This window comes from Mesorhizobium sp. M0815, assembly GCF_040319995.1.
Classification (GTDB): Bacteria; Pseudomonadota; Alphaproteobacteria; order Rhizobiales; family Rhizobiaceae; genus Mesorhizobium.
In genome coordinates this window covers 151,941-173,324 of record NZ_JAMYOU010000005.1, presented here as the reverse complement: position 1 = coordinate 173,324, position 21,384 = coordinate 151,941, and the positions used below count along the sequence as shown (strand labels likewise).

Here is a 21,384-nt window from a genome sequence, read left to right as displayed (position 1 = left end):
ATGCCGCTCGACAGGATTGATATCGCCATTCTCGAGACATTGCAGAAGGATGGGCGGATACCCAATGCAGCGCTCGCCGAAAAGGTCGGCCTGTCGCAGTCGGCCTGTTCGCGGCGGCTGGACAATCTGGAGAAATCCGGAACCATCCGCGGCTATCACGCCCGGCTGTCCAACGCCGCACTTGGGCACCAGATGACGGCGATCGTGCATATATCGCTGTCCGGGCAGTTCGAGAAAACGTTGTCGGATTTCGAAGCGGCGATAAAGCGCTGCCCGAACGTCCTGTCCTGCCATCTGATGTCGGGCGAGTATGATTACATCTTGCGCATCGCGGCGAAGGATCTCGTCGACTACGAACGCATCCACAAGGAGTGGCTTTCGGCAATGCCGCATGTGACGAAGATCAATTCGTCCTTTGCCTTGCGCGAAATCGTCGATCGCACGGCCGTTGGAATGAAGCCTGAGCTAGCCTAGGCCCCAAACTCGCCTAAACGTTGAATGACTCGGTCACCACACGGTCCATCGGAATATCGTGCGGCTGCGGGTAGATGGTCACGATGCGCTGCAACTCGTAGCCGACGCCGACGACCAGCGGCTTGAACGGCATCGCGGCAAGCGTGCGATCGAAGAAGCCGCCGCCATAGCCCAGGCGAAAATGTCCGGGATCGATGCCGACGATCGGCGAAATGACGATGTCGGGCAGTACCGGATCGCCCTCGGCCGGTATCGGGATATTCCAGACGCCCTTCTCCAGCCGGTCTCCGTGGGTATAGGCGCGAAAGATAAGCGGCCGGTCTTTCTCCACGACAACGGGCAGCGCCGTGCGGCCACCTCGCGCGTTAACGGTTTCCATCCACGGGCGCAGGTCCGGCTCGCCGCGAAACGGCCAGTAGAGGCTGACCATGCGCCCGGCGATGTCGCCGATCACCGCATCGAGACCATCGGCAATGCGCTGCGACATGGCTGTGCGCATGTCGGCGGAAACGGCAAGGCGGGATGCGATCAACCGCTCGCGCTCGGCCCTGCGCCAGCGCCTGACATCGGTCCATTCGGACAGCGGCGCTTGGAACTCCGGATCGAGCTCGTGCGTAAAACAAGGCGGCGAGGCGTACTGCCCCGAGCCTTCATCTTCATCCTTAGCCATGATTCACCTGCAATATACTGTTCCGACCAAGTCCTATCCGGGACGTAGGCTATATCCGGGAATGAGTCTGCAGCATGCGTATTCACGACATCAAGCGACGAGTCCCAGGCAGGTGCAGCGCAGGCATTGCTGCACTGCACAAGGATACTTACATCAGCCTTGGCGAGAGGGATGAGTGAGATGAACACAGCCAACCATCACGTCGTCGTCGTAGGCGCCGGATTCGGCGGCCTCGAATTCACCCGCGCACTTACCGGCGCGCCGGTGCGCATCACCATGATCGATAGGCGCAATCATCACCTCTTTCAGCCGCTACTCTACCAAGTGGCGACGACGGCGCTGGCAACCTCCGAAGTCGCCTGGCCGATCCGCCATCTCCTGCGCAAACGCAAGGACGTGACGACGCTGCTTGCGACCGTGACTGGCATCGACCGCACCGGCAAGCGCGTGCTGCTGCATGATGGCGGAGCGGCCGCCTACGACACGTTGCTGTTGGCCACCGGTGCGCGGCACGCCTATTTCGGCCATGACGAATGGGAGCCGTTCGCGCCGGGCCTGAAGACGCTGGAGGACGCCACCACCATCCGACGGCGTATTCTTTTGGCTTTCGAGCAGGCCGAGCGGGAAACCGATCCCGCCAAGCGCCAGGCACTGCTGACGCTGGCGATCGTCGGCGGCGGGCCGACCGGCGTGGAATTGGCCGGCACGATTGCCGAACTGGCGCATGACACGCTGCGCGGCGAGTTCCGCAACATCGACACGCGCGAGACGCGTGTGGTGTTGATTGAGGCCGGCGACCGCGTTCTTGCCAATTTCGCGCCGGACCTCTCCGATTATGCAATGAAGGCGCTCGAACGGCTCGGCGTGACCGTCGAACTCGGCCGGGCGGTTACGCGCTGCGATGCCGAGGGTGTCGTCTTCGGCGACAGGCATTTGCCGGCCAGGACAATTCTTTGGGCGGCGGGCGTCGCCGCTTCGCCGGCCGCCGAATGGCTCGGCGCGGCAGCCGACCGCGCGGGCAGGGTGCTTGTCGAGCCCGACCTCACTGTGCCGGGAAATCCGGAGATTTTCGTCATCGGTGACGCAGCGCACGTCCTGCGGCCGGATGGCCGCCTGGTGCCGGGCGTCGCGCCCGCAGCCAAGCAGCAGGGACGGCACGTCGCCGCGACAATCAAGGCCAGGCTCGCCGGCGACACAACGGTACGTCCGTTCCACTACAGGCATGACGGCGATTTGGCGACGATCGGCAAGCGCGCCGCGGCCATCGATTTCGGCTGGATCAAGCTCACCGGCCGGCTTGCCTGGTGGCTATGGGGCTTGGCGCATATCTACTTCCTGATCGGCTTTCGTAACCGGCTTGCGGTTTCCCTGAGCTGGCTATGGATCTACTTCACCGGTCAGCGCAGCGCGCGATTGATCACCCAGGGCGACGACGACAAGGGCTGATTGTTCGCTGCCGGACATTCATCAGCGCGTCACCTCCTCTTGATGGAATCGACTTCTGGACTCGGCTGGATTTCGGCGCGAAGCTTTGCTTCGGGCAGGACTTGTCACGTCGTGGAAGAAAGAGAAACGAATGTCCCAATTGCGCCACCTCGTCTCACGCCGCGATTTCCTCGCCGGCGTCGCCACCGGTGGAGCGCTGATCATGCTGCACCCGTTCTCCGCCCGGGCTCAAGCCAATCAGTCGCATCTGAGGATTATGGAGACGACCGACATCCACGTGAACGTGCTGCCTTACGATTACTACGCCGACAAAGCTAACGACACGATGGGGCTGTCGCGAACGGCATCATTGATTGAAGCCGTGCGCAAGGAAGCAACCAACGCGATGCTGATCGACAATGGCGACCTTTTGCAAGGCAACCCGATGGGCGACTACATCGCCTACGAGAGGGGCATGAAGGACGGCGATCTGCATCCGGTGATGAAGGGCATGAACCTGCTCGGCTACGAATGCTCGACGCTCGGCAACCACGAGTTCAACTACGGCCTGTCGTTCATGGACAAGGTGCTGGCCGGTGCCAATTTCCCGTTTGTCTGCGCGAATTTGATCCGCGGCACGGAGCTTGCCGCGAACCCGCGCGACGACAAGCTTTATCTCAAACCTTTCGTCATCCTCGACAGGAAGATCAAAGACGGGTCGGGCGCCGAGCAGCCGATCAGGATCGGCATCATCGGCTTCCTGCCGCCGCAGATCATGGTCTGGGATCTGAAAAATCTCGAGGGCAGCGTCAAGACGCGCGACATCGTCGAGGCGGCCAAGGCGTGGGTGCCGCAGATGAAGGAAGAAGGCGCCGACATCATCATTGCGCTCTCCCATTCTGGCATCGACGTGAAGCAAGGCGACATGATGGAGAATGCCTCCTTCTTCGTTGCCGGCGTCGAAGGTATCGATGCTGTGTTCACCGGCCACCAGCATCTGGTCTTCCCTGGCAAGAAGGACTTTCAGTCGCTGGAAGCCGTCGATACGGCGAAAGGCACGTTGCAAGGTAAGCCCGCCGTCATGGCCGGCTTCTGGGGCTCGCATATGGGGCTGATCGATCTGTTGCTGGAGCGCGACGGATCGACATGGAAAATCGTCTCGGCGACCTCTGAGGCCAGGCCTATCTTTGAGCGGGCCGACAAGACGAACAAGCCGACCGTCGCTGACGACCAGCGCATCGTCGACGCGCTCAAACAGGACCACGAGGCGACGCTTGCCTATGTGCGTCGGCCGGTCGGCAAAACCTCGGCGCCGCTCTATTCCTATTTTGCGCTGGTCGCCGACGATCCATCGGTGCAGATCGTCAGCCAGGCGCAGACCTGGTACTTGAAGGACATCCTGAAGAACACCGAGTGGAAGGATATGCCGCTGCTGTCAGCGGCGGCACCGTTCAAGGCGGGCGGGCGCAACGGCGCAGATTATTACACCGACGTGCCGGTGGGCGATATCGCCATAAAGAACGTCGCCGACCTCTATCTCTATCCAAACACGGTGCGCGCCGTCGAAATCACGGGGGCAGAGGTGAAGGAATGGCTGGAAATGTCGGCCGGCATCTTCAACCGGATCGAGCCGGGCAAAGCTGACCAGGCGCTCATCAACACCGACTTCCCGTCTTATAATTTCGACGTGATCGACGGCGTCACCTACCGGATCGACCTGTCGCAGCCACCGAAATATGATTCGAAGGGCGGACTGGTGAACGCCGGCTCGAACCGCATCATTGACTTGATGTTCGACGGCAAACCAATTGATCCCATGCGGAAATTCGTCGTCGCAACCAACAACTACCGGGCCGGCGGCGGCGGCAATTTCCCGGAGATCAATGCCTCGAAGATCATCTACGAAGCGCCCGACACCAACCGCGACGTGATCGTGCGCTATATCGTCAGCAAAGGCACCATCAACCCGTCGGCGGATGCCAACTGGTCGTTTGCGCCGCTGCCGGAAACCAGCGTCGTGTTCGAGACCGGCGCCAAGGCGAGAGAATTTATTGCGCAAGTGAAGTCGCTGAAGATCGAGCCGGCGGGCGAGGGCGAAGCGGGGTTTTCCAAATACCGCATCACTCTTTGAGGCGAGGATTTGAGCGTCGGCTCGAAACTGTCTCAGCGTTAAGATACTGTCCCGATACGGCCGATCCGTTTGAGGCAGGCAGCCTCTTCAGGCAGGTGGTGCGAAACGCCGCTTGACGGCAGGCATGACCAGATCCAGCGCATCCGTCGAAATCCCACCGGAATAATCGTCCGGCAGTTGGTCGATCGAGGCGGGGTCGTCGAGGCCTTGTGAAAAGCCGCCGCCGGAATAAGGACCGAGCAGGTAGACGCGGCTGCCGACGCTGTCCATACGGTCGAGAAAACGGGCGGGCCAGCCCCACATCCACTTTGCGACATTGACGGGGATGAGCAAGGTGCCCTGGCGGCAGGCATCCGGAACGTAGCCACTCCAGCCGAGCGCAGCATAGCGAAGAATGCAGCGCGTCAGGGATGCGCGGCTCAGCGTATGCATGTCCGGCAACGCTGCCTTCACTGCTTCTATAGGCCTGTCGCCGCCATAGACCGTCAGATTGGCGCGCTCGGCCGGCGTCAATGTGGCGAACCAGGCGGCCAGCATCTCGCCTTCCTTGGGATCGTTGCTTTTGATGTTGATATTAAAACGCCGGTTCGGGAAGCGCTGCAAGACTTCATCCAGCGACGGCATCATGCCGACACCCTTGCCGCGAAACGGAAAGGTCTTGCCGCCATCGGCAGTGTAGCCATAACCGATATCGAGCGTCTTCAATTCGGACATCGCATGGCGGCGCGTTTCTCCCTTGCCGTTGGTGCGACAATCCAGCGTCCAATCGTGGAAGACGGCGAACTTGCCGTCCGTAGTGGGATGGACATCGAGTTCGAGCGCGTCCGCACCGAGCGCGAAGGCGGCTTCCATCGAGGGTATCGTGTTTTCGAGGAAGGAATGGCGCGGCGTCAGCATGCGATCGGCCGTGCATGTTTCCGATCCGAGGTTCGTACGGTCGAAATCCTGAGCCAGGCCGCGATGGGCAAGCACCGAAGGGGTGACGGCCGGCCGGCTCGACAGCAGCGAAGTGTTGTTGAGCCAGATGCCGCCTGCAGCGACAAGAACTGCAATGAGGGAGATCGTCCGTTTTCGCATGGTATGATTCCTGAAGCGGTCGTCGAAGCCGAGCGGGGTTATCTTTCCAAGCCGCCTGCAGCGGTAGCGCCAGTTTGGCCAGCAAGCATCGCAGCAGACAGACCAAAGACCGTTAAAATTCGGGGAGGGTCCCAGCAGGGCCGGAATCACTATGGTTGCAACCACCCATATGCGCTAGTTTTAGCCATGCGTTATGTCATCATCATCACGACCGTCACCTTCTTCCTGATCTGGGACGGCATTTACAACCAAGGCCGCTACCTCGACAGGACCATCAGGGAGGTGACCCGCGTCGTGCACTATGTAACCAGTATGGTGTAGTTTCTCTTCTTCGCCACGGTTCGCCGACGCGACATCCTGCCGATTGACGGCACGCTCCCGCTGACACAAAAGAACGCCGGTCCAACGGTCGAGGAGGCTGGGTTGATCCGGCATATCGTTTTCTTCAGCGCGCGTCGTAAAGTGGACGTCGAGGCGGTGCGTACGGGTCTGCTGGCGCTCGGCAAGATACCCCACTCGCGCCGTTTCGAGGTGACGCTCAACACCAAGGTCGACCCGCTCTCGGATGAAATCGATGTGGTCGTCTACGCCGAGTTCGAAGACGAGGCAGCGCTCGCCGCCTACAAGGCGCATCCGCTCTATGCAGAGACCACCAGCCGGGTAAAACCGCTGCGCGAATTGCGTTATTCGGCCGATATAGTGGCAAGTTGACCGCCCTAAGGCAGATTTCACGTCGCGGAGCGGGGCCGCGCCGCAGCCCGATTCATTCCGTCTGAGCCGCGGAGGTCTCGGTCGGATCGACGCCCGGCCGCTTTGGCGCGTTCCAGATCAGCACGGCGATAACTGCTAGGCAATAACGGCCAGGGCAATGAAAAGGTCTCTTCCCCTGGCAATGAGCTAGGATGATTTTTGACGGCGGCAAGTCGGCTCCTCGCGGCCGGGCACTGCGATCGCCGCCGAGGTGCCGGCTAAGCCCTTGAACCATTTTCAGGAATGAGGCACACCGCGCGGGACATGACCGAGAACACCCCCGCAAGCCCTCATCCGCTCGATCACCTGGTGTTGCCAACCGCGAGCCTCGATGTTGCGCGGGCGCGCTTGACCTTGCTCGGCTTTACCGTTGCGCCGACGGGTATCCATCCCTTCGGAACGGAAAACTGTTGTGTCTTCCTCACCGACGGTACCTATCTCGAGCCGCTCGCGGTCGCCGACCGACAGGCCGTGGCAACGGCGATCGCGAACCGCAATGTCTTTGTCGCGCGGGATCACACCTATCGCGAAAGAAACGGTGATGAAGGATTTTCTGCCGTGGTGCTGGGCACCGAAAGCGCTGCCGCGGACCACGCGCGCTTCATCGAAGCCGGACTGTCGGCGGGAGACATGCTCAGCTTTTCGCGCGCCTTCGCTGATGCGACAGGAAAGAGCGACACCGCATCATTCAAGCTTGCCTTCGCGGCTCTAGGCAAGGCAACGGACGCTTTTCTCTTCGCCTGCGAACGGATCAATGCGCCGAAGGTCGACCGCACCGCTTTGCAGGCCCACGCTAATGGCGCAACCGGCATTGTCGAAGTCGTGGCAGTCAGCCGCGAACCTTCCGAACAAGGCCATGTGATTTCGATCGCAGCCGGGATGGAGGCGCAGAGCGGCACTGTCTATAAGCTGCCGAATGCCGCTGTGACCGTTCTGGATCCTGCAGCCTTTGCGGCACGCTTCGGCATTCCCGCCGGCGCGCCGTCTGAACTCCGCTTTGCTGGGATCGTCTTTTCGATTAGGCACTGCGACACCGTCGCAAAGCTGCTTGCAGCCAATTCCGTCGAACACGACATACGCGGCGGTGATATCATCGTGTCGCCGGCGCCAGGGCAGGGCGCGGCCTTCATTTTCCGGGAGATCGCATGAACAAGCTCAATCCTCTGATGCCAAATTCTTCCGTTGCGATCGGAAAGGTCATTTTCGGCAACAGCGCGCCCCTATCGCTGATCGCCGGTCCATGCCAGCTGGAATCGCGGCAGCACGCTTTCGACATGGCCGGTGCGCTGAAGGAATTGACCGAACGGCTCGGCATCGGGCTCGTCTACAAGACCAGCTACGACAAGGCCAATCGCACCTCGCTTGGCGGCACGCGCGGTGCGGGACTTGAAGCGGCAATGCCGATCTTCGACGATTTGCGCAAGAATTTTTCGCTGCCGATCCTGACCGACGTCCACACTGAGGAACAATGCGCGATCGTCGCGCCGCATGTCGACATTCTGCAGATTCCTGCCTTCCTCAGCCGGCAGACCGATTTGCTGATTGCTGCGGCAAGAACCGGCAAGGTGGTCAATGTAAAGAAGGGCCAATTCCTCGCGCCATGGGACATGAAGAACGTCGTCGCCAAGATCACCGGCTCCGGCAACGCCAATGTCTTGGTGACCGAGCGCGGCGCATCCTTTGGTTACAACACCTTGGTGTCCGACATGAGGGCGCTGCCGATCATGGCCGAGATCGGCGCGCCGGTCATTTTCGATGCCACTCATTCGGTGCAGCAGCCGGGCGGGCAGGGCGGTTCGTCTGGGGGCGACCGGCGCTTTGTCGAGACGCTGGCGCGCGCGGCTGTCGCGGTTGGCGTCGCCGGCGTCTTCATCGAGACGCACCAGGACCCCGACAACGCGCCTTCCGACGGCCCCAACATGGTGCCGCTAAAGGATCTTCCCGCATTGCTTGAACGGCTGATGGCGTTCGATCGCATCGCCAAGAGCGTGGGTTGAACCAGCAGTTGCGCCACAGCAGCGTCGCCAAGAAAACTTTGAAGAATTTCGAACCTGTCTGGAACCTTAGCCCGCGGCCCTCATTGTCAAAATCTAATGTCAACGACGACGAGGAGCACACCATGACGACCCAGACGGGACACACCGAAGCCATTGCCGCTTCGCGGGTTATCGGCACATCGGTCTACAACACGGAAGGCACTCATATCGGCGACATTGAGGACGTCATGCTCGACAAATTGTCGAACGGAATCATGTTCGCCGTGATCGGTTTTGGCGGATTTCTCGGCATTGGCGAGAAATACCACGCCATTCCGTGGGCGAGCCTTGATTATGATGAGAACAGGGGTGGCTATGTCGTGCCGTTCACCAAAGACCAGCTGATGGCCGCTCCTTCCTACTCGATCAACGAGCTGACCGGCGCCGACGGCGAGGCTGCACGTGACGCCTCATACAACTACTACAAGGTCGAGCCTTACTGGCACTGACTAAGTCTCCTGGAATCAAAAAGGCCCCCGGGAAATCGGGGGCCTTTCGATGTGGCGGGATGCTACTGCGCAATTTGCAGGGCCGGCAAAGGCGACGATCCCTGCGGGGGTTGCTGATTGTCGCACGACGTCAGGAACGCAGCCGCAATCAGGAACAAACTCACAATACCGCTCAACTGGGACATGGCGAAACTCCTCCTGTTTCGCCCCGCGCGACAACAGCCATAAACCAGAAACCGGCATGCCGCGCATGACAAATGATGACAGCGCTTTGTGCTTCGTGAATCCCAAGAGCGGCAATGGGCGCACGGGCAATATTTGCAAGTGCCCCGATTGCGTTTTGCAGCGCTTTGGCTAAGAGGTGCGCGACGCTTCAATCGATCAATCGGGGACATCGCAATGACGGCCATCATCGACATTGTCGGGCGTGAAATCCTGGACAGCCGCGGAAATCCGACCGTCGAGGTCGACGTCGTGCTCGAAGACGGCTCAATGGGCCGCGCCGCGGTGCCGTCCGGCGCATCGACCGGCGCGCATGAGGCGGTCGAACTGCGCGACGGCGGCCCCCGCTATCTCGGCAAGGGCGTGCTCAGGGCGGTTGAGGCAGTGAACGGCGAGCTGTTCGAGGCGATCGGCGGCATGGAGGCCGAGAATCAGATCCACATCGACCAAACCATGATCGAGCTCGATGGTACGCCCAACAAGAGCCGGCTCGGCGCCAATGCCATTCTCGGTGTGTCGCTGGCCGTGGCCAAGGCCGCGGCCGAAGCGGCCGGCCTGCCGCTCTACCGTTATGTCGGCGGCACCAAGGCGCATGTGCTGCCGGTGCCGATGATGAACATCATCAACGGCGGTGCGCATGCCGACAACCCGATCGATTTCCAGGAATTCATGATTCTGCCGATCGGCGCGCCGACGCTGCGCGATGGCGTGCGCTGGGGCTCGGAGATATTCCACACGCTGCGGAAGAGGCTGAAGGATGCCGGCCATAACACCAATGTCGGCGACGAGGGCGGCTTTGCCCCCAACCTGAAAAGCGCGCCGGCCGCGCTCGACTTCATCATGGAATCGATCGAGAAGGCCGGCTTCAGGCCAGGCGAGGAGGTCGCACTCGGACTCGACTGCGCGGCGACCGAGTTCTTCAAGGACGGCAACTACGTCTATGAAGGCGAGAAGAAGACCCGCGACCCGAAGGCGCAAGCCAAATATCTGGCCAAGCTCGCTGCCGACTACCCGATCATCACCATCGAGGACGGCCTGGCCGAGGACGACTGGGACGGCTGGAAAATGCTGACCGACCTCATCGGCAAGCAAACGCAGCTGGTTGGCGACGATCTGTTCGTCACCAACACGGCGCGGTTGCGCGACGGCATCCGCATGGGTGTCGCCAATTCGATCCTGGTCAAGGTCAACCAGATCGGCTCGCTTACCGAAACGCTCGACGCCGTCGAGACCGCGCACAAGGCCGGCTATACCGCGGTGATGTCGCACCGCTCGGGCGAGACCGAGGATTCGACCATCGCCGACCTCGCCGTTGCCACCAATTGCGGGCAGATCAAGACTGGCTCGCTGTCACGCTCGGACCGCATGGCCAAGTACAACCAGCTCATCCGCATCGAAGAGGAGCTCGGCAAGCAGGCGCGGTATGCCGGCAAGTCGATCGTTAAAAGCTGATTTTCGACAGAAAATCCGAGCGAGCGAGGGCGGGGACATTCCCGCCCTTTTGCTTTCAGGGCTCCGAATCCAGCAATCCGTAACCGTCCATTAAGCACAATCGGGCGACAAAGGCGGCGCAGAGGATTCGGACCATGTGGACACGCCAGCACAAGCAAAGAAACACCGGCCGGCTGATCATCCCCTCGCTCTGCGTGGTGTTCCTGACCTATTTCGGCTTCCATGCCTATCATGGCGAGTTCGGCATCTATTCCAAGTATCGGCTCGAAGCCGAGACTGTCGCATTGCAGGGCAGGCTTGATGCCGTCAAGGCACGCCGGATCGACCTGGAGCGCCGCGTCCAGCTGATGCATGAGGGCACGCTCGAGAAGGACATGCTGGACGAGCAGGCGCGCAAGGCGCTCAATCTGTCCCATGCCGACGAGATCACCATCATGCTGCCGGTCGCAAGATAACGCAATTTCAGTTAATCGGCGATATTTGCAATGATTTTAGGCGCTTAGATGCATGACAGCCATGCGTTTTCGGCATGGCGAAAGCCTTCCCTGCATGTTAGCCTGCCTCAAATCGGTGGGAGAACTGATCTCCCTCGCTGTCCGCCAAGAGACGCCAACAGGGAGTGATGCATGGCCACCGCCGCCAGAAAAGCGCCTGCCAAATCCAAATCCGACGGCAAAACGATGGGCCTTTCCACCCCAAAGCCTGTTGAATTCACCAAAGACCAGGAGCTTGCCGCCTACCGGCACATGCTGCTCATCCGCCGCTTCGAGGAAAAGGCCGGCCAGCTTTACGGCATGGGCTTCATCGGCGGTTTCTGCCATCTCTACATCGGCCAGGAGGCGGTCGTTACCGGCATGAAGATGGCGCTGATCGATGGCGACCAGATGATCACCGCCTATCGCGACCATGGCCATATGCTGGCCATGGAGTTGTCGCCGCGCGGCGTCATGGCCGAACTGACCGGGCGCCGTAGCGGCCTGTCGAGAGGCAAGGGCGGCTCCATGCACATGTTCTCCAAGGAGAAGCATTTTTACGGCGGCCACGGCATCGTCGGCGCGCAAGTGTCGCTCGGCACCGGCATTGCCTTCGCCAACCGCTATCGCGGCAACAACAATATGACGCTGACCTATTTCGGCGATGGCGCCGCGAATCAGGGCCAGGTCTACGAAAGCTTCAATATGGCCTCGCTATGGAAGCTTCCGGTGGTCTACATCATCGAGAACAACCGCTACGCCATGGGCACCTCGGTCTCGCGCTCGTCGGCCGAGACGGATTTTTCGCATCGCGGCGCCTCCTTCAAGATTCCAGGCATCCAGGTCGACGGCATGGATGTGCGCGCCGTCAAGGCCGCCGGCGACCTCGCCGCCGAATGGTGCCGCGCCGGCAACGGGCCGCTCATTCTCGAAATGCAGACCTACCGCTACCGCGGCCATTCGATGTCGGATCCAGCAAAATACCGCTCCAAGGAAGAAGTGCAGAAAATGCGCTCCGAACGTGACCCGATCGAACAGGTCAAGGCACGGTTGCTCGACAAGAAATGGGCAAGCGAGGACGAGCTCAAGGCCATCGACAAGGAAGTCCGCGACGTTGTCGCCGACGCTGCAGAATTTGCCCAGAACGACGCGGAGCCGGATCCGTCCGAGCTCTGGACCGATATCGTACTTTAACGAGAGGGCAAGGACATGCCGATCGAAATTCTCATGCCCGCCCTCTCGCCGACCATGGAAGAGGGTAATGTTTCCAAGTGGTTGAAGAAAGAAGGCGACAAAGTCGCAGCCGGTGACGCCATTGCCGAGATCGAAACCGACAAGGCAACGATGGAAGTCGAAGCCGTCGATGAAGGCACACTTGCCAAGATCGTGGTTCCTGCCGGCACCGAAGGCGTCAAGGTCAACACGCTGATCGCTGTGCTGGCCCTCGATGGCGAAGACATCGACGAGGCGGGCGAAGGCATTGGCGAGGAGGCTGTCGAGTCGCAAGCGGCAGCGCCCGCGGCTGCTCCGGCCCCCGCGGCTGCTCCGGCCCCCGCTGCTGCTCCGGCCAAGAGCGAAGCGGCAACACCTGTTGCCGCCGCGCCCAAGCTGGAAATTGCCGCCGATCCGGACATCCCGGCCGGCACCGAAATGGTCTCGACCACGGTGCGTGAAGCGTTGCGCGACGCAATGGCGGAGGAAATGCGCCGCGACGGCGACGTCTTCGTCATGGGCGAGGAAGTCGCCGAGTACCAGGGCGCCTACAAGATCACACAAGGCCTGTTGCAGGAATTCGGTCCGAGACGCGTGGTCGACACGCCGATCACCGAGCACGGCTTTGCCGGCGTTGGTGTTGGCGCGGCGATGGCCGGCCTGAAGCCGATCGTCGAATTCATGACCTTCAACTTCGCCATGCAGGCGATCGACCAGATCATCAATTCAGCCGCCAAGACGCTCTACATGTCCGGCGGCCAGATGGGCGCCCCGATCGTCTTTCGCGGCCCGAACGGCGCTGCTGCCCGCGTCGCCGCGCAGCATTCGCAGTGCTATGCCGCCTGGTACAGCCATATTCCTGGATTGAAGGTGGTGATGCCTTATACCGCCGCCGACGCCAAGGGTCTGCTCAAGGCGGCGATCCGCGATCCGAACCCGGTCATCTTCCTCGAAAACGAAATCCTTTACGGCCACTCCTTCGACGTGCCGAAGATGGACGATTTCGTGTTGCCGATCGGCAAGGCGCGCATTCACAAATCCGGCAAGGACGTGACCATCGTCTCGTTCGGCATCGGCATGACCTACGCGATCAAGGCGGAGGCGGAGTTGCGCGGCATGGGCATCGATGCCGAGATCATCGACTTGCGCACTATCCGCCCGCTCGACTTCGACACGATCATCGCCTCGGTCAAAAAGACCAATCGCCTGGTGGTGGTCGAGGAAGGCTTTCCGCAGAACTCGGTCGGCGACCATATCGCCAATCAGGTCTCACAGCGCGCCTTCGATTTCCTCGACGCACCGGTCATTACCATTGCCGGCAAGGACGTGCCGATGCCCTATGCGGCGAACCTCGAAAAGCTGGCGCTGCCCAATGTCGGCGAGGTCGTCGAGGCGGTCAAAGCCGTCACGTATCGCTGAGCAGGGCGGGAGGACAAAATGCCGATCAACATCACCATGCCGGCGCTGTCGCCCACGATGGAAGAGGGCAATCTTTCCAAGTGGTTGGTCAAGGAAGGCGACAAGGTTTCGCCGGGCGACGTGATTGCCGAAATCGAGACCGACAAGGCAACGATGGAAGTCGAAGCCGTCGACGAAGGCACGGTTGCCAAGCTGGTGGTTCCGGCCGGCACTGAAGGCGTCAAGGTCAATGCGCTGATCGCGGTGCTGGCGGCGGAGGGCGAGGATGCTGCTTCTGCCGCCAAAAGCGGTGATGGCGCTGCGCCGGCAAAGGCTGAGGCGAAGCAGGAAAAAGCGCCAATCTCCCCACCCGTGGGGGAGATGTCGACGAAGTCGACAGAGGGGGGCGCTGTCCCTCCTGCCGCAGGGAGCGAGGCGCCCCCCTCTGGCCTGCCGGCCATCTCCCCCACACGGGGGGAGATCAGCCAATCCGCGAACGGCCGCATCTTCGCCTCGCCGCTGGCCCGCCGCATCGCCAAGGAAGCCGGTGTCGATGTGTCGGCGGTGACGGGCTCCGGCCCGCATGGTCGCGTGGTCAGGGCCGATGTCGAGGCCGCAATTTCCAGTGGCGGCGCCAAGGCGGCACCAGCAGCAAAAGCAGCGGCCGCCGGTGCTCCGGCACCTGCGGCAGCAGCACCCAAGCCAATGTCCGACGAGCAGGTGCTCAAACTGTTTGCCGAAGGCTCCTACGAGCTGGTCCCCCACGACAATATGCGCAAGACAATTGCGCGGCGGCTGGTCGAGGCCAAGACCACCATCCCGCATTTCTATCTGACGCTCGACTGCGAGCTCGACGCACTTCTGGCCCTGCGCACGCAGATCAATGCGGCCGCCCCGGTGAAGAAGACCGAGAAGGGGGAAACGCCGGCCTATAAGCTTTCCGTCAATGACATGGTCATCAAGGCTCTGGCCATGGCGCTGATGGCGGTGCCGGATGCCAATGCGTCGTGGACAGAAAACGCCATGGTCAAGCACAAGCATGCCGATGTCGGTGTTGCAGTGTCGATCCCCGGCGGCTTGATCACGCCAATCATCCGGCGTGCCGACGAAAAGACGCTGTCCGTTATCTCCAACGAGATGAAGGATCTTGCCGGCCGCGCCCGCAGCCGCAAGCTGAAGCCGGAAGAATATCAGGGCGGCACCACGGCAGTGTCCAATCTCGGCATGTTCGGCATCAAGGATTTTTCTGCCGTCATCAACCCACCGCATGCGACGATCCTGGCGGTCGGCGCCGGAGAGCAACGCGCGGTGGTCAAGAACGGCGAGATCAAGATCGCCACGATCATGTCGGTGACGTTGTCGACCGATCACCGCGCCGTCGACGGTGCGCTCGGCGCCGAGCTGCTCGTCGCCTTCAAACGCATGGTCGAAAACCCGATGGGCATGCTGGTCTAAGAGAAGGGAACAGGGCGGTGCGGAAATTCTTCACCAGCCTTTTTGCCTTCTTTCTTTCCGGTTTGGCCGGCGGATTGGTGGCGCAGTGGCTCGCCGTCGCAACCAATGCCGACGTAGAGTACATCCTTGTGTTTATGATCTCGGCTCTCGTCACCGTCCTCGTGACGGTCGCGTTCTTCATCGCACAATTCATGTCGGACCCACGACGGGCAACAAAGCTGACGGCGACCATAGGGGTAGCGTTTTTTGTGCTCGTTGGAGTTTCCCTGATCGGCTGGACTTTCTCCCAGCCCCCAGGCAAGAGCCAATGGTCGGGCGATCTTCCCATAGTCGCGGGTCTCGTCCTGCCGGGCATCGCTACGGTGCTGGTCCAGTGGCTTTTCGTGCGCTGGCGATTGGCGCGCTCGCAACCAGGTTTCGGCGGGGCAGGCACATGAAGACGGTCCTCTGCTACGGCGATTCGCTTACTTGGGGCTATGACGCGGCAAACCTCGGCCGACATCCGCTGGAAGATCGCTGGCCGAGCGTGCTGCAGGCGGCATTGGGCAGCGGCGTCGAGGTCATCGCCGAAGGCCTGAATGGCCGAACCACCGCCTTCGACGATCACTTGGCCGGAGCGGACCGCAATGGCGCAAGGCTGTTGCCAACGATCCTGACGACTCATGCGCCGATCGATTTGATCGTCATCATGCTCGGCGCCAACGATATGAAGCCGTGGATTCACGGCAATCCGGTCGCGGCCAAACAAGGCGTGCAACGCCTGATCGATATTGTGCGCGGTCATGATTACCCGTTCGATTGGCCGGCGCCGCAGATCCTGATCGTCGCGCCGCCCGTAGTCAGCCGCACGGAAAACGCCGAGTTCAAAGAAATGTTCGCCGGCGGAGATGACGCGTCAAAGCGGCTGGCGCCGCAATATTCCGCCCTTGCCAACGAGGCCGGCTGCGGCTTCTTCAATGCGGGCACGGTGGCCGAAACGACGCCGCTGGACGGCGTCCACCTTGACGCGGAAAACACGCGGAGCATCGGGCAAGCGCTGACGCCGCTCGTGCGCGTCATGCTGGAATTGTGAAGGAGAAAAGCCGTGGCTGAGAACTACGACGTTATCATCATCGGCTCCGGCCCCGGCGGCTATGTCACTGCAGTGCGTTCGGCGCAGCTTGGCTTCAAGACGGCGATTGTCGAGCGCGAGCACTTGGGCGGCATCTGCCTCAACTGGGGCTGCATTCCGACCAAAGCGCTGCTGCGCTCGGCCGAGATCATGCACTATTCGGATCATCTGAAGGATTACGGCCTGAAGATCGACGGCAAGGTCAGCGTCGACACCGCCGCCGTCGTCGATCGCTCGCGAAAGGTCTCGCTGCGGCTCAACGGCGGCGTCGGCTTCCTGATGAAGAAGAACAAGGTCGACGTCATCTGGGGCGAAGCCAAACTGACGAAACCCGGCGAGATCGTCGTGTCGAAATCGTCGAAGAAGCCGATGGAGCCGCAGCCGCCGGCGCCCAAGGGCGTCAAAGGCGAGGGCACCTACACCGCCAAGCACATCATCCTGGCGACCGGAGCCAGGCCGCGCGCATTGCCCGGCATCGAGCCGGACGGCAAGTTGATCTGGACCTATTTCGAGGCGATGGTGCCGAAAGAGATGCCGAAGTCGCTGCTGGTGATGGGCTCGGGCGCCATCGGCATCGAGTTCGCCTCGTTTTACCGCACTATGGGCGCAGAGGTGACGGTGGTTGAACTGCTGCCGGCTGTGATGCCGGTCGAGGACGCCGAAGTGTCGAAGTTTGCGCAAAAGCAGTTCGAGAAGCAGGGCATGAAGATCATCCTCGATGCCAAGGTGACCAAGGTCGAGAAGGGCGCCAATTCGGTCACCGCGCATGTCGAGATGAAGGACGGCAAGGTCGAGAAGATCACCGCCGACCGCATGATTTCAGCCGTCGGGGTACAGGGCAATATCGAAAATCTCGGCCTCGAGGCGCTCGGCGTGAAGACCGAACGCGGTTGCATCGTCGTCGACGGCTACGGCAAGACCAACGTGCCCGGCATCTATGCCATCGGCGATGTCGCCGGACCGCCGATGCTCGCCCACAAGGCCGAGCATGAGGGCGTGGTGTGTGTGGAAAAGATTGCCAATTTCGCCGGCGTGCATGCCATCGACAAGCTGAAGATCCCGGGCTGCACCTATTGCAATCCGCAAGTCGCCTCGGTCGGACTGACGGAAGCCAAAGCGAAAGCCGATGGCAAGGACATCCGCGTCGGCCGCTTCCAGTTCGCCGCAAACGGCAAGGCGATTGCGCTGGGCGAAGACCAAGGCTTCGTCAAGACCATTTTCGACAAGAAGACCGGCCAGTTGCTGGGTGCCCACATGGTTGGCGCAGAAGTAACCGAACTGATCCAGGGCTTCGTCGTGGCTATGAACCTGGAAACCACCGAGGAAGAGCTGATGCACACAATCTTCCCGCACCCGACGCTGTCGGAGATGATGAAGGAGAGTGTTCTCGACGCCTATGGCCGTGCGCTGAACGCATGATAAATTGGCTGCGCGAGACTCACACATGTATGTCAAGGAACTCGACGGCAAGGTAATTCGTTTCCGGATGCATTCATCACCACAGGAGAGGGCATATGGACGTGAACGGCGTGGGCTGGGTAGCAGCCATCATCATCGGCGGTTTGGCAGGCTGGTTTGCCGAGATGTTCATGAAGAGCAACACCGGCATCTTGATGAACATCATTCTTGGCATCGTCGGCGCGATCGTGCTGAATGCCATCCTGCAGGCGCTCAACATCGGCGCCTTCGGCGCCGGCTGGATCGCCTATCTGATCACCGGTTTCATTGGTGCCTGCCTGCTGATCTGGGTAGGACGCATGGTGCGCCGTTAATTGCTGAACTCATGCCATGCGAAAACGGCTGTGGCGGCATGCGCCGCCGCGGCCTTTTTCTTTGCAGCGAAAAGTCCTAGATGACTTGGGAAAGCGAACGTCGGACAGGCGATCGCGAATGAACCGGATTTCATATGGTCACCGTCCTCGACACGATCGCCAATGCGCCGCGCCTGCGGCATCCCGAAAAGGCGCACAAGCCCGACCAGGATGTGCTGCGCAAGCCCGACTGGATCCGCGTCAAGGCGCCGATGTCGAAAGGCTATGCCGAGACGCGCGAGATCGTGAAGTCGCATAAGCTGGTGACGGTGTGCGAAGAGGCCGGTTGCCCCAACATCGGCGAGTGCTGGGAAAAGAAGCACGCCACCTTCATGATCATGGGCGAGATCTGCACGCGCGCCTGCGCGTTCTGCAACGTGGCTACCGGTATACCGACCGCACTCGATCCCGACGAGCCGGCGCGCGTCGCACACGCCGTCAAGCAAATGGGCCTAAGCCATGTCGTCATCACCTCAGTCGACCGCGACGATCTCGCCGATGGCGGAGCTCAGCACTTTGCCGAGGTCATCCGCGCCATCCGGGCGGCAACGCCTCTGACGACGATCGAAATCCTGACGCCCGACTTCCTGCGCAAGGACGGCGCACTGGAGATCGTCGTGGCGGCCAAGCCCGACGTTTTCAACCATAATCTCGAGACCGTGCCGTCGAACTATCTGACGGTTCGGCCGGGTGCGCGCTATTTCCACTCGATCAGGCTCTTGCAGCGAGTCAAGGAACTCGACCCCTCGATCTTCACCAAGTCCGGCATCATGGTTGGCCTTGGCGAGGAGCGGAACGAAATCCTGCAACTGATGGACGATCTGCGTTCGGCCAATGTCGACTTCATGACCATCGGCCAATATCTTCAGCCGTCGAAGAAGCACCATCCGGTGATCCGCTTTGTCACACCGGAGGAGTTCAAGTCTTTCGAGACGATCGGCCGGACCAAGGGCTTCCTGCTGGTGGCGTCGAGCCCGCTGACGCGCTCGTCGCACCATGCCGGCGACGATTTCGCCAGGTTGCGCGCGGCGCGCGAAGCGTTTCTCAGGAAGTCCGCCTAACAAACTGGTTTCATGCCACAATTCGAAGCCCATCGCCGCGTCGCGCATACGCCTGAACAGATGTTCGCTCTGGTCGCGGATATCGAATCCTATCCGCAATTCCTGCCGCTTTGCGAGGCACTTACGGTTCGTTCGCGCAAGGAACGCGACGGACGCACGCTGCTCATCGCCGACATGAGCATTGGCTACAAGGCGATCCGCGAGACTTTCACCACGCAGGTGCTGCTGAAGCCTGACGAGAACGCCATCGACGTCAAATATATCGACGGCCCGTTCAAATATCTGAGCAATGTCTGGCGCTTCGACCCGGCGGACGGCGGTGGTTGCAACGTCTGCTTCTTTATCGACTATGAGTTCAAGAGCCGCATTTTGGGTGCGCTCATGGGAACCATGTTCGACCGCGCCTTCCGCATGTTCTCCGAGGCGTTCGAGAAACGCGCCGAAATCATCTACGGCACGCCATCGGCGGCCTGATCCGCAGCGAGCGCGCGCAGACCCAGTTCAAGCGCATGCCGGACCGTTTCCCGGCGGATGAAATCACGGCCCTTGTCGGCGAACAGCTGGCATTCGCTGACCACCGGCCGGCCAGCCACGGCAACGCCGAACCAGACCAGGCCGACAGGTTTTTCCGCTGAGCCACCGCCCGGACCGGCGATGCCGGTCACCGCGAGCGCAAGCCCGGCGGGCGAACGGGCCAAGGCGCCGGCCGCCATCTCCACCGCAGTCTCGCGCGAGACCGCCCCGTTCGCCTCGAGTGTAACGGCCGAGACGCCGAGCATCTCGGTCTTGGCGTGGTTGGAATAGGTGATGAAGCCGCGATCGACCACAGTGGAAGAGCCGGCAATGTCGGTCAGCGTGGCGATGATCATGCCGCCGGTGCAGCTCTCCGCCGTCGCCAGCATGATGCCGCGCTGCTGGCAGGCCTGAAGCAGGGCATCTGCGAGATCGCTATTGCTCATTCGGGGACATCCCCTGGAAACACAACGCTGGCGGTCGCGATGGCCGCTATGCCTTCCTCACGGCCGACGAAGCCGAGCTTCTCATTGGTTGTCGCCTTGATCGAGATGCGGTCGCGCGAAATTCGCAACATTGCGGAAAGCGTTTCGGTCATGGCCTCGCGATGCGGGCCGACGCGCGGCGCCTCGCAAACCAATGTGATGTCGGCGTTGGCGATGCGCCCGCCGCGCTCGCGCACCAGCTTCGCTGCGTGTTCGACGAAGATGCGTGAAGCGGCCCCTTTCCACTGCGGGTCGGAGGGCGGGAAATGCGTGCCGATGTCACCGGCGCCGCAGGTGGCGAGCAGCGCGTCGGTCAACGCATGCAGGCCGACATCGGCATCCGAATGGCCGGACAATTTCCTGTCGTGCGGAATAGCGACACCGCACAGGGTGACATGGTCGCCGGGCTCGAAGGCATGGACGTCGTAGCCGTTGCCGGTTCGGATGTCCGGAAAACGTGAGGCGCTGGAAAGCCGCTGATCCGCCATCGCAATATCCCGTGCCCAGGTCAGTTTGACATTGTCCGGCGAGCCGGGAACGATCTTCACCGGAATATGCGCCCATTCGGCGATTGCCGCATCGTCGGTGAAATCCGCCTTGCCCAATTGATGAGCCTTTTCGTGCGCGGCCAGGATCGGCCAGAACGGAAAGCCTTGTGGTGTCTGTGCGGCATGGAGCCCGGCCCTGGACACTGTTTCGCCGCTCATGCCTTCGGCCGTTTCGCGCTTCAGCGTATCGGCAACGGGCAAAGCAGGCAGCGCTCCCTGGCGCTCTTCAATGGCGGCGATCGTGCGATCTATCAGTTCCGCATCGACAAACGGCCGAGCCGCATCATGGATCAGGACCCGGCCCGGCGCATGGCTTCTCAACGCCAGCAGTCCAAGCCGGACGGACTCCTGCCGTGACGTACCGCCGATCACAGCGACGACACGGTCGGCGTTCGCGCCGGCGGCGCGGCGGAAAAGCGCGCCGTCTTCGGCATGGATAGCAACGACGACAGGTCCAATTTTCGGATGCGTCAGAAAGGCGTCGAGCGTGCGTGCGATAACGGCGCCGCCGCCAATCTGCTGGTACTGCTTCGGCCCATTGGCCTGCCCCGCGCGCGCGCCGCGCCCGGCAGCAACGATGACCACGGCGACCTTGTCGTCGGCAGCTGGCTTTTCGCTGACATGTCTCATG

23 protein-coding genes are annotated in these 21,384 nt (G+C 61.4%); 19 read left to right on the top strand and 4 right to left on the bottom strand.

Going from position 1 to position 21,384, the window contains the following annotated elements; genetic code table 11:
* Positions 1–474, top strand: a complete 474-nt coding sequence (locus NKI01_RS08920; RefSeq protein ID WP_023675099.1) for an Lrp/AsnC family transcriptional regulator — start codon at positions 1–3, stop codon at positions 472–474.
* A 13-nt stretch (positions 475–487) separates the two neighbouring features.
* On the opposite strand, the gene NKI01_RS08915 is transcribed toward NKI01_RS08920, so the two are convergent.
* Positions 488–1,144 carry a 5-formyltetrahydrofolate cyclo-ligase gene (locus NKI01_RS08915; protein ID WP_352962838.1) on the bottom strand — a complete coding sequence of 219 codons (657 nt, stop codon included), beginning with the start codon at positions 1,142–1,144 and terminating at the stop codon, positions 488–490.
* 180 nt (positions 1,145–1,324) lie between these two features.
* On the opposite strand from NKI01_RS08915, the gene NKI01_RS08910 reads away from it, so the two are divergent.
* Both NKI01_RS08910 and NKI01_RS08905 read left to right on the top strand, forming a co-directional pair.
* The gene (locus NKI01_RS08910; RefSeq protein ID WP_352962836.1) at positions 1,325–2,590 is read left to right on the top strand and encodes an NAD(P)/FAD-dependent oxidoreductase; all 1,266 of its coding nucleotides are present in this window, start codon (positions 1,325–1,327) and stop codon (positions 2,588–2,590) included.
* 130 nt (positions 2,591–2,720) lie between these two features.
* A complete protein-coding gene (locus NKI01_RS08905; RefSeq protein WP_352962834.1) occupies positions 2,721–4,700 on the top strand; it encodes a bifunctional 2',3'-cyclic-nucleotide 2'-phosphodiesterase/3'-nucleotidase in 1,980 nt (659 codons plus the stop codon).
* 87 nt (positions 4,701–4,787) lie between these two features.
* Here the strand turns inward: NKI01_RS08905 and NKI01_RS08900 are convergent, their stop codons facing one another.
* Positions 4,788–5,777: a glycerophosphodiester phosphodiesterase family protein gene (locus tag NKI01_RS08900; protein WP_352962832.1), complete on the bottom strand. Its 990-nt coding sequence runs from the start codon at positions 5,775–5,777 to the stop codon at positions 4,788–4,790.
* A gap of 186 nt (positions 5,778–5,963) precedes the next feature.
* Here NKI01_RS08900 and NKI01_RS08895 point away from each other — a divergent pair, with 186 nt between their 5' ends.
* From NKI01_RS08895 to NKI01_RS08820, 16 genes are all read left to right on the top strand, one after another.
* Positions 5,964–6,098 (top strand): hypothetical protein, encoded by a 135-nt coding sequence (locus tag NKI01_RS08895; RefSeq protein WP_023675095.1) that lies wholly within the window; start codon positions 5,964–5,966, stop codon positions 6,096–6,098.
* Positions 6,099–6,200: 102 nt separating this feature from the next.
* The gene (locus tag NKI01_RS08890; RefSeq protein WP_023717556.1) at positions 6,201–6,488 is read left to right on the top strand and encodes a Dabb family protein; all 288 of its coding nucleotides are present in this window, start codon (positions 6,201–6,203) and stop codon (positions 6,486–6,488) included.
* 303 nt (positions 6,489–6,791) lie between these two features.
* On the top strand, positions 6,792–7,676 hold the full coding sequence (locus tag NKI01_RS08885) for a VOC family protein (RefSeq protein WP_023717557.1): 885 nt from the start codon (positions 6,792–6,794) through the stop codon (positions 7,674–7,676).
* Positions 7,673–8,524 carry a 3-deoxy-8-phosphooctulonate synthase gene (gene kdsA, locus NKI01_RS08880; RefSeq protein ID WP_031193559.1) on the top strand — a complete coding sequence of 284 codons (852 nt, stop codon included), beginning with the start codon at positions 7,673–7,675 and terminating at the stop codon, positions 8,522–8,524. The genes NKI01_RS08885 and kdsA overlap by 4 nt, the downstream gene beginning before the upstream one ends.
* A gap of 122 nt (positions 8,525–8,646) precedes the next feature.
* Complete coding sequence (locus NKI01_RS08875) at positions 8,647–9,012, top strand: PRC-barrel domain-containing protein (RefSeq protein WP_023717559.1); 366 nt, start codon at positions 8,647–8,649, stop codon at positions 9,010–9,012.
* Positions 9,013–9,411: 399 nt separating this feature from the next.
* The gene (eno, locus tag NKI01_RS08870; RefSeq protein ID WP_023717560.1) at positions 9,412–10,686 is read left to right on the top strand and encodes a phosphopyruvate hydratase; all 1,275 of its coding nucleotides are present in this window, start codon (positions 9,412–9,414) and stop codon (positions 10,684–10,686) included.
* A 134-nt stretch (positions 10,687–10,820) separates the two neighbouring features.
* Complete coding sequence (locus tag NKI01_RS08865; RefSeq protein WP_352482536.1) at positions 10,821–11,141, top strand: FtsB family cell division protein; 321 nt, start codon at positions 10,821–10,823, stop codon at positions 11,139–11,141.
* 171 nt (positions 11,142–11,312) lie between these two features.
* Positions 11,313–12,353: a pyruvate dehydrogenase (acetyl-transferring) E1 component subunit alpha gene (gene pdhA / locus NKI01_RS08860; protein WP_502895946.1), complete on the top strand. Its 1,041-nt coding sequence runs from the start codon at positions 11,313–11,315 to the stop codon at positions 12,351–12,353.
* Positions 12,354–12,368: 15 nt separating this feature from the next.
* Complete coding sequence (locus NKI01_RS08855) at positions 12,369–13,790, top strand: pyruvate dehydrogenase complex E1 component subunit beta (RefSeq protein ID WP_352482537.1); 1,422 nt, start codon at positions 12,369–12,371, stop codon at positions 13,788–13,790.
* 18 nt (positions 13,791–13,808) lie between these two features.
* On the top strand, positions 13,809–15,224 hold the full coding sequence (locus tag NKI01_RS08850) for a pyruvate dehydrogenase complex dihydrolipoamide acetyltransferase (RefSeq protein ID WP_023717564.1): 1,416 nt from the start codon (positions 13,809–13,811) through the stop codon (positions 15,222–15,224).
* 17 nt (positions 15,225–15,241) lie between these two features.
* Entirely contained in the window at positions 15,242–15,661 is a 420-nt protein-coding gene (locus NKI01_RS08845; protein WP_023717565.1) for a hypothetical protein, read from the top strand.
* Positions 15,658–16,296 carry an SGNH/GDSL hydrolase family protein gene (locus tag NKI01_RS08840; RefSeq protein WP_352962830.1) on the top strand — a complete coding sequence of 213 codons (639 nt, stop codon included), beginning with the start codon at positions 15,658–15,660 and terminating at the stop codon, positions 16,294–16,296. The genes NKI01_RS08845 and NKI01_RS08840 overlap by 4 nt, the downstream gene beginning before the upstream one ends.
* Before the next feature lie 12 nt (positions 16,297–16,308).
* The gene (gene lpdA / locus NKI01_RS08835; RefSeq protein ID WP_352496542.1) at positions 16,309–17,754 is read left to right on the top strand and encodes a dihydrolipoyl dehydrogenase; all 1,446 of its coding nucleotides are present in this window, start codon (positions 16,309–16,311) and stop codon (positions 17,752–17,754) included.
* A 95-nt stretch (positions 17,755–17,849) separates the two neighbouring features.
* Positions 17,850–18,107 carry a GlsB/YeaQ/YmgE family stress response membrane protein gene (locus tag NKI01_RS08830; protein ID WP_023717568.1) on the top strand — a complete coding sequence of 86 codons (258 nt, stop codon included), beginning with the start codon at positions 17,850–17,852 and terminating at the stop codon, positions 18,105–18,107.
* 134 nt (positions 18,108–18,241) lie between these two features.
* Positions 18,242–19,207: a lipoyl synthase gene (gene lipA, locus NKI01_RS08825; protein WP_023717570.1), complete on the top strand. Its 966-nt coding sequence runs from the start codon at positions 18,242–18,244 to the stop codon at positions 19,205–19,207.
* A gap of 12 nt (positions 19,208–19,219) precedes the next feature.
* The gene (locus tag NKI01_RS08820) at positions 19,220–19,681 is read left to right on the top strand and encodes a type II toxin-antitoxin system RatA family toxin (protein ID WP_023717571.1); all 462 of its coding nucleotides are present in this window, start codon (positions 19,220–19,222) and stop codon (positions 19,679–19,681) included.
* Here NKI01_RS08820 and NKI01_RS08815 read toward each other — a convergent pair.
* The gene (locus tag NKI01_RS08815) at positions 19,657–20,166 is read right to left on the bottom strand and encodes a CinA family protein (RefSeq protein ID WP_352962828.1); all 510 of its coding nucleotides are present in this window, start codon (positions 20,164–20,166) and stop codon (positions 19,657–19,659) included. The genes NKI01_RS08820 and NKI01_RS08815 overlap by 25 nt on opposite strands.
* Complete coding sequence (locus NKI01_RS08810) at positions 20,163–21,383, bottom strand: bifunctional 2-C-methyl-D-erythritol 4-phosphate cytidylyltransferase/2-C-methyl-D-erythritol 2,4-cyclodiphosphate synthase (protein WP_023717573.1); 1,221 nt, start codon at positions 21,381–21,383, stop codon at positions 20,163–20,165. The genes NKI01_RS08815 and NKI01_RS08810 overlap by 4 nt, the downstream gene beginning before the upstream one ends.
* Position 21,384: the final 1 nt, after the last annotated feature.